This window comes from Streptomyces sp. NPDC012835 (assembly GCF_042900885.1).
Classification (GTDB): domain Bacteria; phylum Actinomycetota; class Actinomycetes; order Streptomycetales; family Streptomycetaceae; genus Streptomyces.
The window spans coordinates 86226-100419 of sequence record NZ_JBIBBW010000010.1 but is presented as its reverse complement, the minus strand read 5'-3'; the positions used below and the strand labels follow the sequence as shown (position 1 = coordinate 100419).

The following is a 14194-nucleotide window of genomic DNA, read 5'->3' as shown; positions in this document are numbered from 1 at the left end:
TCCCGGTGGAGGGTCGCGGGGCTCAGAGACGGCAGGCGTGAATGGCCGTGGTGAGGATCGCGCGGGCGCCCAGGTCGTAGAGGCCGTCCATGATCCGCTGCGCTTCCTTGGCGGGGACCATCGCGCGGACGGCCACCCAGCCCTCGTTGTGCAGCGGGGAGATGGTCGGTGACTCCAGCCCCGGGGTGAGGGCGACGGCGCGCTCCAGGTGCTCGGCGCGGCAGTCGTAGTCCATCATCACGTACGAGCGGGCGACGAGTACGCCCTGGAGCCTGCGCAGGAACTGCCGGACCTTGGGCTCGTCGGGGTCGGCGCCGGTGCGGCGGATGACGACGGCCTCGGAGGTCATGATCGGCTCGCCGATCACCTCCAGGCCGGCGTTGCGCAGCGAGGTGCCGGTCTCCACCACGTCGGCGATGATCTGGGCGACGCCCAGTTCGATGGCGGTCTCGACCGCGCCGTCCAGGTGGACGACGGAGGCGTCGACGCCGTGGTCCGCGAGGTGCCGGGCGACGATGCCCTCGTAGGAGGTGGCGACGGTCATGCCGCCGAAGTCGGCGACGCCGGTGGCGGTGCCGGGGCGGGTGGCGTAGCGGAAGGTGGAGCGGGCGAAGCCGAGCGGCAGGATCTCCTCCGCCTCGGCCTCGGAGTCCAGCAGCAGGTCGCGGCCGGTGATGCCGATGTCGAGCTTTCCGGAGCTCACGTAGATGGCGATGTCCCGGGGGCGGAGGTAGAAGAACTCCACTCCGTTCTCCGGGTCGACCAGGACGAGTTCCTTGCTCTCCTTGCGCTGCTGGTAGCCGGCCTCATGGAGCATCGCCGACGCCGGTCCCGAGAGTGAACCCTTGTTGGGGATGGCGATGCGCAGCATGAGGTCGGCTTCCTTCGTACGGTGGGTGGCGGAGTGAGCGGAGCGGGTGCCCGCCCGGTGCGGGCCGGGCACGGGTCAAGGCTCAGAGATGGGCGTACACGTCGTCAAGGGAGATTCCGCGCGCGACCATCATCACCTGGACGTGGTAGAGGAGCTGGGAGATCTCCTCGGCGGCGGCTTCCTTGCCTTCGTGCTCGGCGGCCATCCAGACCTCGGCCGCTTCTTCCACGACCTTCTTGCCGATGGCATGCACACCTTTTCCGACCAGTTCGGCGGTACGGGAGGTGGCGGGGTCGCCGTGGGCGGCCTTCTGCTGGAGCTCGCTGAACAGCTCCTCGAACGTCTTCTTCGGCATGGTGGGGCCTACTTTACGCGGCCCGCAGCGGCCTGCTGGCGCCAGGGTTCCGCGATGGTGCGCAGCGTGGTGGCGGTGGCCACGGCGGCGGTGACCGCCTCGTGGCCCTTGTCCTCGTGCGAGCCGTCGAGGCCCGCCCGGTCCAGGGCCTGTTCCTCGGTGTCGCAGGTCAGCACGCCGAAGCCGATGGGCACTCCGGTGTCGACGGAGACCTGGGTGAGGCCCTGGGTGACGCCCTGGCACACGTACTCGAAGTGCGGGGTGCCGCCCCGGATGACGACGCCGAGGGCCACGACCGCGTCGTATCCCCGGCCGGCGAGGACCTTGGCGACGACGGGGAGTTCGAAGCTGCCGGGCACCCGCAGCAGGGTCGGCTCGTCGATGCCGAGGTCGCGCAGGGCGCGCAGGGCGCCGTCCACCAGACCGTCCATGATCTTCTCGTGCCACTGCGCCGCGATCACGGCGACCCGCAGGTCACCGCAGTTCTTCACGCTCAGCTCGGGTGCGCCTTTGCCGCTCATGTCTCTCCTCGGATGCCGGACGGACGCCGGATGGCCGGCGTACGGGGTCGGTCTGGTCGGGTGCTACTGATTGCCGCAGGTCGACGCGGCGGCCGGGTCGAGCCAGGGCAGGTCGTGGCCCATCCGGTCGCGCTTGGTGCGCAGATAGCGGAGGTTGTGCTCCCCCGCCTGGACGGGCATCGGCTCGCGGCCCAGGACCCGCAGCCCGTGCCGGACGAGGGCGGTGGTCTTCTCCGGGTTGTTGGTCATCAGCCGGAGGCTGCGTACCCCGAGGTCGTCGAGGATCCGCGCGCCCGCCGCGTAGTCGCGGGCGTCGGCGGGCAGGCCGAGTTCCAGATTGGCGTCGAGGGTGTCCCGGCCGCGCTCCTGGAGTTCGTACGCCCGCAGCTTGGACAGCAGGCCGATGCCCCGGCCCTCGTGGCCGCGCAGATAGACGACGACGCCCCGGCCCTCGGCGGTGACGCGCTCCATGGACGCCTGGAGCTGGGGACCGCAGTCGCAGCGCTGCGAGCTGAAGATGTCCCCGGTCAGGCACTCGGAGTGGACCCGTACGAGCAGGTCCTCGCCGTCGCCGATCTCCCCGTGCACCAGGGCGACGTGCTCGACGCCGTCGGTCGTGGAGCGGTAGCCGTACGCGGTGAACTCGCCGTACGCCGTGGGGAGGCTGACCTCGGCCTCGCGGCGCACGGAGGGTTCGGAGGTGCGGCGGTAGGCGATCAGGTCCTCGATGGAGATGATCGTCAGGCCGTGCTTGCGGGCGAACGGGATCAGCTCGGGCAGCCGCAGCATCACCCCGTCCTCGCCGGCGATCTCCACGATCGTGCCGGCCGGCCGCAGCCCGGCCAGCCGCGCCAGATCGACGGCGGCCTCGGTGTGGCCGTTGCGGACGAGGACCCCGCCGGTCTTGGCGCGCAGCGGGAAGACATGGCCCGGCCTGACGAAGTCGGCGGGCTCCGCGTCGCCCGCCGCGAGCAGCCGCAGGGTGGTGGCGCGGTCGGCGGCGGAGATCCCGGTGGTGACGCCGTGGTCGGCCGAGGCGTCGACGGAGACGGTGAAGGCCGTGCGCATCGACTCGGTGTTGTGGCCGACCATCTGCGGGAGTTCGAGCCGGTCCAGCTCGGGGCCTTCCATGGGGGCGCAGATCAGGCCGCGGCACTCGCTCATCATGAAGGCGATGATCTCGGGGGTGGCCTTCTCGGCGGCGATGACGAGGTCGCCCTCGTTCTCGCGGTCCTCGTCGTCCACGACGACGACGGGGCGGCCTGCGGCGATGTCGCGGACGGCCTGCTCCACCGGGTCGAGGGCGAGGTCCTCGGCGTTGTCGGTGGAGTACCACGTGAGGGGCCGGGGGCTGGAGGTCATGCTGCTGCTCCTTCCAGGGACGGGGCGCCGGCGCGGGAGCGCTGCCACCAGTCGCGCATGCCCCACAGGACCAGGGCGAGGTAGATCACGTACACGAGGCCGGAGAAGGCCAGGCCGCTGCTGAAGGCGAGCGGTACGCCGACGATGTCGACGAGCAGCCAGGCGAACCAGAATTCGACGAGTCCGCGGGCCTGGGCGACCATCGCGGCGAGGGTGCCGACGAAGATGTACGCGTCGGGCCAGGGGTTCCAGGAGAGTTCGGGTACGGCGACGAACAGGCCGCCGACGGCGAGGGTGCCCACGGCGGTCCCGGCGAGGAGCAGACCGCGCTCGCGCCAGGAGGCGAACCGGACGGCGATCGAGCCGTCCTGCGCCTGCCGCCTGCCGCGCTGCCACGCGCGCCAGCCCCACAGGGCCACGCCGATGACCAGGAGCTGTTTGCCGATCCCGCCGCTGAGTCCGGCGGAGGCGTAGGCGCCGACCAGGATGACGCCGGACAGGAACTGGGCGGGCCAGGTCCAGATCGAGCGGCGCCAGCCGAGCGCGAGGGCGGCCAGCCCGATGGTGTTGCCGACCATGTCGGACCAGAGGATGTGCTGGCCGAAGGCGGCGAACGCCTCGCCGTTCAGCCAGGAGAGGGTGTTCACCGTTCGGACTCCTCGGCCGGGGCCGGCCGGCCGGGGGCCAGCAGCCGTTCGACGTATTTCGCGATGACGTCGACTTCGAGGTTGACCGGGTCGCCCGGTCCCTTGATGCCGAGGGTGGTCAGCGCGAGGGTGGTGGGGATGAGGCTGATGGTGAAGTGGTCGGCTCCGGCGTCGACCACGGTGAGGCTGACGCCGTCCACGGTGATCGAGCCCTTCTCCACGACGTAGCGGCTCAGGGCGGCGGGCAGCGAGACCTTGACGATCTCCCAGTGCTCGGAGGGGGTGCGCTCGACGACGGTGCCGGTGCCGTCCACATGGCCCTGGACGATGTGTCCGCCGAGCCGGCCGCCGACGGCCATGGGCCGCTCCAGGTTGACCCGGGAGCCGGTCCGCAGCGCGCCGAGACTGGAGCGGTTCAGCGTCTCGGCCATCACATCGGCGGTGAACTCGCCGTCCCCGTGGTCCACGACCGTGAGACAGACGCCGTTGACGGCGATGGAGTCCCCGTGCCCGGCGCCCTCGGTGACGACGGGGCCGCGCAGCCGGAAGCGGGAGGCGTCGCCGAGGTTCTCGACGGCGACGACCTCACCCAGCTCTTCGATGATTCCGGTGAACACTCAACGCTCCTTCGGGACGGTGGGAACGGCGGTGGGAGCGACCGGGACCGCGGTGATCCGCAGGTCGGGTCCGATCCGTACGGCCTCGGTCAGCCGCAGGCGCAACGCCTCGGTGATGGTGCTGATTCCGGCGTCGGCCAGGGCGGCCGGCCCGGCGCCGAGCAGGGCGGGTGCGAGATAGCCGACGACCTTGTCGACCGCTCCGGCGGCGACGAAGGAACCGGCCAGCGCCGGGCCGCCCTCCAGGAGTACGGAGCGCACCCCGCGTTTGTGCAGGGCGGCCAGCAGGGCGGGGATGTCCAGGCCCCGGTCGGAGCGCGGCAGCCGTACGACGTCGGGCAGCGCGCCCGCGTCGGCGTCCTCGGCGACGGCGACCAGGGTGGGCGCGGCGTCGTCCAGCACCCGGGCGCCGGGGCGCACGGCGGTGGCCTCGGTGTCCACGACGACCCGCAGCGGCTGGACGAGGTCCTCGGCCGGCCCGGCGACGCGGGCCGCGAGGTGCGGGTCGTCGGAGCGGGCGGTGCCGGAGCCGACCACGACGGCGTCGGCCTCGGCGCGCAGCCGGTGGACGTCGGCGCGGGCCTCGGCGGAGGTGATCCAGCGGCTGGTGGAGTCGGCGGCGGCGCTGCGGCCGTCGAGGGTGGCCGCGTACTTCCAGGTGACATGGGGGCGGCCGAGCCGTACGGAGGTGAGCCAGGCGATGTTGCCGTCGGCCGCCTCGTCGGCGAGCAGACCCCGCTCGACGGTGACGCCGGCGGCCCGCAGAGTCTCGGCGCCGCCCCTGGCCTGCGGGGTGGGGTCGGCGACCGCGTACACGACACGGGCGACGCCCGCGTCGACGAGCGCGCGGGCGCAGGGCCCGGTCCTGCCGGTGTGGGCGCAGGGTTCGAGGGTGACGTACGCGGTGGCGCCCCGGGCCCGTGCGCCGGCCGCGCGCAGGGCGTGCACCTCGGCGTGCGGGCCGCCCGCACGCCGGTGGTATCCCTCTCCGACGAGCCGGCCCGCGGCGTCGAGGATCACGCATCCGACGACCGGGTTGGGGCTGGTGGAGCCGAGTCCACGCGCGGCCAGTACGACGGCCCGCCGCATGGCGTCCGCGTCGGTGACGGCTTCGGCTTCCGTGGCCACCGGGTCCTCCTGCCTCTTCGGGCACGGACTCCGGGGCCTGTCGATGACGACAGATGAAGCGGGAACGCACATGGGTGGCGCCACGGCCGGACACCCGGTCCTCCGAAGGACCGGTCGTCGGACACCGACGCGCCCGTGAGGGCCCGCCGCGCACTGCCTCCCATCCGGACTTTCACCGTCGGTCCAGGAATCTCACCTGGTCAACCGGCCGCTGGCTGCGGACGGGTCGCGGACTATAACCGCCGGTTCGGAATTGCACCGACCCCGGAGTGCGCTGCTTCTGTTACCCGACCAGTGTGCCACGGCTGATCGTCGGCCATCCGGGTGAGCCCTGTGGCGTGACTCACAGGCAGGCGGGCGTCTCATGGAGTGAACAGCTCGTCCTGCGCCGCCTCCCGGGCCGTCAGCAGCGCCCCGCGCAGCACGGCGGTGCCGCCGAGGGTCCCGGCCCTGACCTCCGTACGGAGCGGGGACATGAGGGCGAGCCGGTCCTCGACGCGGGCGGCCAGCGTGTCGCCGCCCGCGTGGCCGGTCTCACCGGCGAGCACGATCCGGCCGGGGTCGAGGACCGCGCCGACCGCCGCGGCGCCGATGGCCAGCCGGTCGGCGAGCGCGTCGAGGAACGCCCCGGCGTCCTGCCGTTCGGACCCGGACCCGGACCCGGACCCGGACCCGGCCCCCGCCTGCGCCCGCGCGACCGCCGCGCGCACCAGGGCGGCGGCGGGCGGTTCCTGGGGGCCGGCCGCCGCCGAGACGCCGTATTCGGCCGCGAGTTGGGCGACGGCGGCCGACCCCGCCAGGGAGTGGAAGCCGCCCTCGCAGCCGGCCGCCGAGGGCAGCCGGCTGGTGCCGGGCACGGGCAGGAAGCCGATCTCGCCCGCGCCGCCCGAGGCACCCTTGCGGAGCCTGCCGTCGAGGACCACGGCGGCGCCGACGCCGTGGCCGAGCCAGAGCAGCACGAAGGTGTCGTGGCCCCTGGCCGCGCCGAGTCGCTGTTCGGCCAGGGCGGCGAGGTTGGTCTCGTTCTCCACCAGGACGGTGGCGGGCAGCCGTTCCTGGAGCGCGGCGACGAGCCTTCGGTGCCAGGCGGGCAGCCCGGTGGTCTCGCGGAGTTCCCCGGAGACCGGGTCGACCAGCCCGGGGGCGCCGATGCCGACGCTGTGCAGGGGCACGGCGCCGGCCTGGCGCGCCGTGCGTTCCAGCAGGGCGGCGGCCTGTTCCACGGCGGCTTCCGTGGCGGTCTCACCGCCGATGGGCGCGGTGGCCTCGGCGAGGGTCTCCCCGAGCAGATCGGCGACGACCACGGAGACGCTGCCGGTCCTGACGTCGAGGGCCGCGAGATGGGCGCGGTCCGCGGCGATCCCGTACAGCCGGGCGTTGGGACCCCGGCGCCGGTCGCCGGCCTCCCCGACCACCCTGACCAGACCGGAGTCCTGGAGCCGCTCCACCAGATCGGCGACGGTGGGCCGGGAGAGCCCGGTCATGGTCTTGAGCTGTCCCGCCGTCAGGGGGCCTTCCCGCTGGAGCAGTCCGAGGGCCAGCCGGTCGTTGATGGCCCGGGCGGTACTCGGGGATGCGGCCATGCCGGGATCCTTCCAGATGAGACAGAACCGGCCCGGACGGTACCGGCGCCGGTGCTCCGATTGAAAGCCCTATTTATCAGGCAAGCTTCCTGATAGTTTACTGCGGCGCCGGAGGTCGGCGCACCACCGGAAGGGAAAAGACGCGGATGCCGGCTGAAGTGGTCTACGACAAAGAGCGGTTGCGGCGGGCCAGGATCGCCATCGCCGCCGTCTTCTGCACGCACGGCGCGGTCACCGGCAGCTTCGCGACCCGGGTCCCCTGGATCCAGGACCACGCGGGGCTCAGCGCCGGGCAGTTGGGGTTCGCGCTCGCCTTCCCCGCGATCGGGTCCGTGACCGCGATGCCGCTGGCGAGTGCGATCAGCCACCGCTTCGGGGGCCGTAACGCGCTGCGCGGACTGCTCGGGCTGTGGACGCTGGCGTTGACGCTGCCGTCCCTCGCCCCCAATCTCCTCACGCTGTGCGTGGCGCTCTTCGCGTACGGCGCCGCCGCGGGCACGTCGGACGTGGCGATGAACGCCATCGGTCTGGAGACCGAGTCCCGTCTCGGCCGGTCGATCATCTCCGGTCTGCACGGCATGTGGAGCGTGGGCGCGCTGATCGGCTCGGCGGTCGGCGCCCTCGCGGCGCACCTGGGCACCGACGCCCGGCTGCACCATCTGTTCGCCGCGCTCGCCCTCACGCTGCTCGGCACCGTCGCCTGCCAGGGCGTGCTGAACATCCGTCCGGCGGCCGAGGAGGAGCCGCCCCCGCGCTTCGCGCTGCCGCCGAAGTCCTCGCTGCTCATCGGCGCGATCGGGTTCTGCGCCGTCTTCGCCGAGGGCGCGAGCATGGACTGGTCCGCCGTCTACCTCCGGGACATCCTGGACACCTCGCCCGGCGTCGCCGCCGCCTCGACGACGGCCTTCGCGCTCACGATGGCCGTCGCACGGCTGGTGGGCGACCAGGTGGTCGACCGGTTCGGTGCCGTACGGACGACACGGGTCGGCGGGCTGCTGGCGGCGGCCGGCGGCGTCCTCGTGATCGTGGCCCCGCATCCGGTGGTCGCCATGGGCGGTTTCGGACTGCTCGGACTCGGGATCGCCACGGTCGTCCCGCTCGCCTTCGCTGCGGCGGCGCGCTCCGGGCCGAACGCGAGCCCGGCCATCGCGGGCGTGGCCACCATCACGTACACCTCCGGACTGGTCGCGCCCTCCGCGATCGGCGCGGTCGCCGACGCGACCTCGCTGGTGGTGTCCTTCGGTCTGGTGACCCTGCTCGCCTGCGGCCTGGTGCTGGGCGCCGGGGTGCTGCGTTCCGGCCGTACGAAGGCGGTGGGCGCGCAAGCGCCGGCGGGCGGCGGCGTGGAGACGACCCCGGCGGCCGACTGAGGGCGGCGGTCTCCGGAGCGGGGGCGTCCGGGGGCCGACCGGACCACGACTAATATGAACTGATCTTTTTCGGCCATGACTGACGTGGAGCCCCTCATGAATCTCGGCGTGCGCTGGACCCTGCACGGAGACGGGCGCACGCCCGCCCCCGGCGCCGTCGTACGCCCCGACGAGCGGCTCTCCTGGCCCCGTACGGCGGGGCTCGGCGCGCAGCACGTGGTCGCGATGTTCGGGGCGTCCTTCGTCGCTCCGGTGCTGATGGGCCTGGACCCCAACCTCGCGATCATGATGTCCGGCGTCGCGACGGTGATCTTCCTGCTGGCGACCCGGGGCCGGGTGCCGAGCTATCTGGGCTGCTCGCTCTCGTTCGTCGGCGTGGCCGCCGCCATCCGGGCCTCGGGCGGCGACAGCGCCACCGTCACCGGCGCGATCCTCGTCGTCGGCGCCGTGCTCTTCCTGGTGGGGCTCGTGGTCCGGCGCTTCGGCGCCCGGGTCGTCCACGTGGCGATGCCGCCCGTGGTGACCGGCGCGGTCGTCATGCTGATCGGTTTCAACCTGGCGCCGGTGACGGCCGCCACGTACTGGCCGCAGGACCAGTGGACGGCGCTGCTGGTGATGGTCTTCACCGGGCTCGCGGTGGTCTGTCTGCGCGGCTTCTGGTCCCGGATCGCGATCTTCCTCGGGCTGGTCTTCGGATACGGCGTCTCCTGGCTGTTCGACCGCGTCTTCGGCCGTATCCACTCCACCGCCGGCGGCGCGGAGGCGGTGGACCACTGGCGGCTCGATCTGTCCGGCGTCGGCAGGGCCGACTGGATCGGCCTGCCCGACTTCCACGCGCCGAGCTTCGAGTGGTCGGCGATCCTCGTCGCGCTGCCGGTCGTCATCGCGCTGATCGCGGAGAACGCCGGCCATGTGAAGGCCGTCGGCGAGATGACCGGCGATCCCCTCGACGACGAACTGGGCACGGCGATCGCCGCCGACGGCGCCGCCTCGATGCTCTCCACCGCCGTGGGCGGCCCGCCCAACACCACGTACTCCGAGAACATCGGCGTCATGGCCGCCACCCGCGTCTACTCCACCGCCGCCTACTGGGCCGCCGCCGGCTTCGCCCTGCTCTTCGGGCTCTGCCCCAAGTTCGGCGCGGTCGTCGCGGCGATCCCCGGCGGGGTGCTGGGCGGGATCACCGTCATCCTGTACGGCATGATCGGGCTGCTCGGCGCGCAGATCTGGACCAACGCCGGGGTGGACCTGCGCAATCCGCTCAATCTGGTGCCGACGGCCGCCGGGATCATCATCGGGGTCGGCGGGGTGAGCCTGAAGATCACCGACACCTTCGAGATCGGCGGGATCGCCCTCGGCACGATCGTGGTGATCTCCGGTTACCACGTGCTGCGGGCCTTCGCCCCCGCCCACCTCAAGGAGCAGTCGCCGTTGCTGGACTCCGGCACCTCGGCCTACGACAAGGACGGGTCCCGCACTCCGGGCGAGTGAGACCTCGCTCGTCACGGCCGGGGATCAGTCCTCGGGCCGGGGATCAGTCCTCGGGAAGCTCGACCGGCGCCAGCGCGTCGAACAGATCGCCGGGGCCCGGGTTGGTGGGGTCGGTGGCGCCGCCGAAGTGGCTCATCACCCCCCACACCGCGTTGAGCGCGGTCTGCACGGCGCCCTCGGCCCAGCCCGCCGTCCACGAGATGTCGTCCCCGGCGAGGAAGATCCCGCGCTTGTCGGCGGGCAGCCGGTCCTGCATGAAGTGGGTGAACAGGCGCCGCTGGTAGCGGTAGTGGCCCGGCAGGTTCGCCTTGAAGGCGCCCATGAACCAGGGCTCGTTCTCCCAGGACACGGTCACCGGCGCCCCGATGACATGACGGCGGATGTCGACCTTCGGATAGATCTCGCCCAGCGAGGTCAGCATGACCTCCATCCGCTCCTCGGCGGAGAGCGGAAGCCATTTGAGGCTGTCGTCGCACCAGGTGTACGAGAGGCACATGACGGCGGGCCGATCGGGGCCGTTGTCCAGCAGATAGGTGCCGCGCGTCATCCGGTCGGTGAGCGTCATCGACATCACGTCGCGCCCCGTCTCCTCGTCCTTGTCCAGCCAGAACGGCCGGTCGACGGGGACGAACAGCTTGGACGACTCCATGTAGTGGGTGCGCTCCATCGCCGTCCAGTGGTCGATCGGGAAAAGCCCGTCGTCACAGGCGATCCTGGAGAGCAGCAGCCAGGACTGCGCGGTGAAGACGGCAGCGCGGTAGCCACGGACGGCGCCGGAGGCGTCCGTCACGGTGATCCGGCCGTCGGCGGCGCGCCGCAGCCGGGTGACGGCGGGCAGCGGCTCGCCGCCGTGCAGCGAGGAGAGCGAGGTACCGGCGGGCCAGTGCGTGATCTTGCCCGGCTCGCGCTCCCACAGCCGCAGCGGCAGCTGTCCGCTGCCGCCGACGATGGAGCGGTGGTGGTCGTCGGCCTCGGTGTAGACCACCCGGAGGATCTCCAGGATGGAGTGCGGGAAGTCGGTGTCCCAGCCGCCGGTGCCGAAGCCGACCTGGCCGAAGATCTCCCGGTGCCGGAACGAGGCGAAGGCCGGCGAGTCGCAGAGGAAGCCGTAGAAGGTCTGGTCGTCGAGCTTCTCGACCAGCCGTGCCCAGATCTCCCGGATACGCGGGATGTCGCGCTCCCGCAGCGCCCGGTTCATACCGGAGAAGTCGGCGCCCTCTTCGAGACAGGTGTTCCAGGCGTCCATGACGTCGCGGAAGACCCGCGGCAGGTCCTCGACGGTCTCGGCGTAGTGGGAGACGCCCTTCAGATCGACGACGGTCGAGGGCGTGCCGGGGGCGAGCGGGTTGGGGAACGGCCGGGTGCGCAGCCCGACCAGGTCGATGTAGTGCTGGAGCGCGGTGGAGGAGGGCGGGAAGCGCATCGCGCCCATCTCGGCGGTCAGTTCGGGATCGCAGCCCTCGAAGCCGACGGTACGCAGCCGGCCGCCGAGCCGGTCGGCCTCGTACACCACCGGCCGGAGGCCCATCTTCATCAGCTCGTACGCGGTGATCACCCCGGAGAGCCCGCCGCCGATGACCGCGACCTCGGCGCCGTGTTCGGTCGCGGGGATCTGGCCGAGCCCGGCGGGGTGGGCGAGGAAGTCGTCGTACGGGTAGGGGAAGTCGGGGCCGACCATGGTGATGGGCGGCAGCTCGCCGGAGGCGTGCGGGGCGGGGTGCTCCGGCCCGGCGGGCCGGTCGGCGGCGGGCGGCGTGGATGTCATGGGGTACGGGCTCCTTGCGGGCGCTACGGGGTGCGGGAGGGGCGGACGAGGGAGCCGTACAGGGCGGGGCGACGGTCCCGGAGATACGGATTGGCCGCGCGCGAGACGGCCAGCAGCTCCGGATCCACCTCGCCGAGGACCAGTTCCTCCCCGCGCCCCGCCCGTGCCCGGGTCGCGCCGTCGGGCCCCGCCAGACAGCTCAGCCCGACGAACTCGAACTCGCCCTCCGGGCCGGTCCTGTTCACATACGCCACGTACATCTGGTTCTCGAACGCCCGGACCGGCACGACGGACTCGGCGACGAACTGGAAGGGGTGCATCTGGGCGGTGGGCACGAGCAGCAGATCGGTGCCGGCGAGCGCGTGGGCCCGCGTGTTCTCCGGGAACTCCACGTCGTAGCAGATCATCAGGCCGAGCCGGAGCCCCGCCACTTCGGCCTGGACGACGGCGTGCTCCCCCGGTGTGAACCACTCGCGTTCGAAGCAGCCGAAGAGATGTGTCTTGCGGTAGTTCGCGAGCCGGGTCCCGTCGGCGCCGATCAACTGCGCGGCGTTGAAGATCCGTTCCCCTTCCCGCTCGGGGTAGCCGTAGACCACCGCGAGTCCGTGCCGGGCCGCGACGGCGGCGACGGCCTCGGCCCCCGGGCCGTTGGCCGGCTCGGCCAGCCGGGGGACGGCGTCACCGAGGGCGTACCCGGTCAGGAACATCTCGGGACACACCAGCAGCCCGGCCCCGGCGGCCGAGGCGCGCTCGGCGGCCGCCGCCAGGACGTCCAGGTTGGCCGCCACCGCACCGGGGCGGCCGGAACTCTGGAGCAGGGCGGTGCGCAGGGGCGGCATGGCTGACCTCGGGCGTGACGAAAGGGGCGGCCGGGGCCGCCGGGCGGGTGGTGGGGAGCAACACACCGACCGTACGGTCCGGGCCGATCACGCGACAAGACACGCCTGTTGCGCGCAGACCATCGATCTGTTGCGTCTTTCCCACGCCCGTCGGCGATCCGTTGCCGAGGGAGGGGCGCCCCGCCCGGCTCACCTGGTCATCCGGTCAGCGCGGCGCGCCCGAGGAGTAGCGGCGCAGCAGCGGGGAGAGGACGAGCACGGACTTGGTGCGCTCCACATACGGCTCGCCCGCGATCCGTTCGAGTACCTGCTCGAAGTGGCGCATGTCGGCGGCGAACACCTGCGCGATCGCGTCCGCCTCACCGGTGACGGTGGAGGCGGCCACCACCTCCGGCATCCGTTCGAGGCTCCGGTGGATGACCTCGGGCGAGGTGTTGCCGCCGCAGTAGATCTCGATGAACCCCTCGGTCCGCCATCCCAGCGCCGCCGGGTCCACCCGTACGGTGAAGCCGGTGATCGCCCCGGCGGCGCGCAGCCGGTCGACGCGCCGCTTCACGGCGGGCGCGGACAGACCGATGCGCGAGCCGATGTCGGCGTAGGTGCGGCGGGCGTCCTCGGCGAGGGCGTGGACGATGCGTTCGTCGAGATCGTTGAGTCGCACGGCTGGTGGTTCTTTTCTGCGCGGTGACCGGTCGGGGACGGCGCGGGCCGGGTGCCCGTGGTGCCGTATCCGAAGTAGACCACGCGCCCGCGCGGTGCCGCGTCGCGGCTACGCGGCGGCCAGCAGACCCGCCCGGAGCCGGCCGGTGACGCGGCTGAGCAGGCGCGACACCTGCATCTGGGAGATGCCGAGTTCGGCTCCGATCTCGGCCTGCGTCATCTCGTCGCCGAACCGCATCCGCAGGATGAGCCGCTCCCGGTCGCTCAGCAGCGCGAGGAGCGGCTTCAGCGCCTGGACGTCCTCCACCGTCTCCAGCGCGGCGTCCGGGGCGCCCAGCCGGTCGGCCAGCGGGGGCGGCGAGTCCGACGTGTCGTCGGCGGGGATGTCGATCGAGCCGGCCGTGTAGCCGTTGCTCGCGACGATGCCCTCGATGACCTCCTCCTCGTCCAGCCCGAGGTGGTGCGCCAGCTGCGCGGTGGTCGGCGCGCGGTCGAGGCGCTGGGTCAGCTCGTCGGTGGCCTTCGCCAGGTCGAGGCGGAGTTCCTGGAGCCTGCGGGGTACGTGCACGGCCCAGCTGGTGTCGCGGAAGAACCGCTTGATCTCCCCGACGACGTACGGGACGGCGAAGGTCGCGAACTCCACCTCCCGGCTGAGTTCGAAGCGGTCGATCGCCTTGATCAGACCGATGGTGCCGACCTGGACGATGTCGTCCATCTGGTCGGCGCGGTGCCGGAAGCGGGTGGCGGCGTAGCGCACGAGCGCGAGATTCAGCTCGATCAGGGTGTTGCGCACGTACTGGTGCTCGCGCGTGCCCTCCTCCAGCCGGGTCAGCCGGGCGAAGAAAAGCTTCGACAGCTCCCGGGCGTCCCGGGGCGCCACCTCCACCGGGCAGGGCACATCGGGAAGCCCCGGAACCACCGCCTCGGCCCGCGGGCGGCTTCCGTACCCTGTGCGTCCGGTCGGGACCGTACTCACCGTGGCCAC

At 72.5% G+C, this 14194-nt stretch carries 14 protein-coding genes and 1 riboswitch; of the genes, 2 read left to right on the top strand and 12 right to left on the bottom strand.

The features are described 5' to 3' along the window. Positions 1-22 precede the first annotated feature (22 nt). The 8 genes from hisG to ACFY6S_RS30820 form a co-directional block, all read right to left on the bottom strand. The gene (gene hisG / locus ACFY6S_RS30855) at positions 23-871 is read right to left on the bottom strand and encodes an ATP phosphoribosyltransferase (protein ID WP_388826790.1); all 849 of its coding nucleotides are present in this window, start codon (positions 869-871) and stop codon (positions 23-25) included. 82 nt (positions 872-953) lie between these two features. After that, positions 954-1226, bottom strand: a complete 273-nt coding sequence (locus ACFY6S_RS30850; RefSeq protein ID WP_329070370.1) for a phosphoribosyl-ATP diphosphatase — start codon at positions 1224-1226, stop codon at positions 954-956. A gap of 8 nt (positions 1227-1234) precedes the next feature. Continuing rightward, a complete protein-coding gene (gene ribH / locus ACFY6S_RS30845; protein WP_388825911.1) occupies positions 1235-1747 on the bottom strand; it encodes a 6,7-dimethyl-8-ribityllumazine synthase in 513 nt (170 codons plus the stop codon). 63 nt (positions 1748-1810) lie between these two features. Further along, positions 1811-3109 carry a bifunctional 3,4-dihydroxy-2-butanone-4-phosphate synthase/GTP cyclohydrolase II gene (locus ACFY6S_RS30840; protein WP_388825914.1) on the bottom strand — a complete coding sequence of 433 codons (1299 nt, stop codon included), beginning with the start codon at positions 3107-3109 and terminating at the stop codon, positions 1811-1813. Further along, a complete protein-coding gene (locus tag ACFY6S_RS30835) occupies positions 3106-3687 on the bottom strand; it encodes a nicotinamide riboside transporter PnuC (RefSeq protein ID WP_388826793.1) in 582 nt (193 codons plus the stop codon). Before ACFY6S_RS30835 ends, ACFY6S_RS30840 begins: the two co-directional genes overlap by 4 nt. A 65-nt stretch (positions 3688-3752) precedes the next feature. Further along, on the bottom strand, positions 3753-4373 hold the full coding sequence (locus ACFY6S_RS30830) for a riboflavin synthase (RefSeq protein WP_388825917.1): 621 nt from the start codon (positions 4371-4373) through the stop codon (positions 3753-3755). Beyond that, positions 4374-5462 carry a bifunctional diaminohydroxyphosphoribosylaminopyrimidine deaminase/5-amino-6-(5-phosphoribosylamino)uracil reductase RibD gene (ribD, locus tag ACFY6S_RS30825; RefSeq protein WP_388826796.1) on the bottom strand — a complete coding sequence of 363 codons (1089 nt, stop codon included), beginning with the start codon at positions 5460-5462 and terminating at the stop codon, positions 4374-4376. It abuts the gene before it with no gap. A 185-nt stretch (positions 5463-5647) separates the two neighbouring features. Continuing rightward, positions 5648-5778: riboswitch (FMN riboswitch) on the bottom strand. A gap of 85 nt (positions 5779-5863) precedes the next feature. Continuing rightward, positions 5864-7084 (bottom strand): ROK family transcriptional regulator, encoded by a 1221-nt coding sequence (locus ACFY6S_RS30820; protein WP_388825920.1) that lies wholly within the window; start codon positions 7082-7084, stop codon positions 5864-5866. Positions 7085-7230: 146 nt separating this feature from the next. On the opposite strand from ACFY6S_RS30820, the gene ACFY6S_RS30815 reads away from it, so the two are divergent. Both ACFY6S_RS30815 and ACFY6S_RS30810 read left to right on the top strand, forming a co-directional pair. Beyond that, entirely contained in the window at positions 7231-8454 is a 1224-nt protein-coding gene (locus ACFY6S_RS30815) for an MFS transporter (protein WP_388825923.1), read from the top strand. A 96-nt stretch (positions 8455-8550) separates the two neighbouring features. Then, positions 8551-9945 (top strand): uracil-xanthine permease family protein, encoded by a 1395-nt coding sequence (locus ACFY6S_RS30810; RefSeq protein ID WP_388826799.1) that lies wholly within the window; start codon positions 8551-8553, stop codon positions 9943-9945. A gap of 43 nt (positions 9946-9988) precedes the next feature. Here ACFY6S_RS30810 and ACFY6S_RS30805 read toward each other — a convergent pair whose 3' ends face one another. The 4 genes from ACFY6S_RS30805 to ACFY6S_RS30790 all read right to left on the bottom strand — a co-directional run bounded on the left by ACFY6S_RS30805 (position 9989) and on the right by ACFY6S_RS30790 (position 14185). Beyond that, the gene (locus tag ACFY6S_RS30805) at positions 9989-11710 is read right to left on the bottom strand and encodes a flavin monoamine oxidase family protein (protein ID WP_388825926.1); all 1722 of its coding nucleotides are present in this window, start codon (positions 11708-11710) and stop codon (positions 9989-9991) included. A 23-nt stretch (positions 11711-11733) separates the two neighbouring features. Further along, a complete protein-coding gene (locus ACFY6S_RS30800; protein WP_388825929.1) occupies positions 11734-12549 on the bottom strand; it encodes a carbon-nitrogen hydrolase family protein in 816 nt (271 codons plus the stop codon). Between the two features lie 205 nt (positions 12550-12754). Continuing rightward, positions 12755-13210, bottom strand: coding sequence for an Lrp/AsnC family transcriptional regulator (locus tag ACFY6S_RS30795; RefSeq protein WP_388825932.1), 456 nt, complete (start codon positions 13208-13210; stop codon positions 12755-12757). Between the two features lie 108 nt (positions 13211-13318). After that, complete coding sequence (locus ACFY6S_RS30790) at positions 13319-14185, bottom strand: RNA polymerase sigma factor SigF (RefSeq protein ID WP_388826802.1); 867 nt, start codon at positions 14183-14185, stop codon at positions 13319-13321. Between the last annotated feature and the right edge of the window lie 9 nt (positions 14186-14194).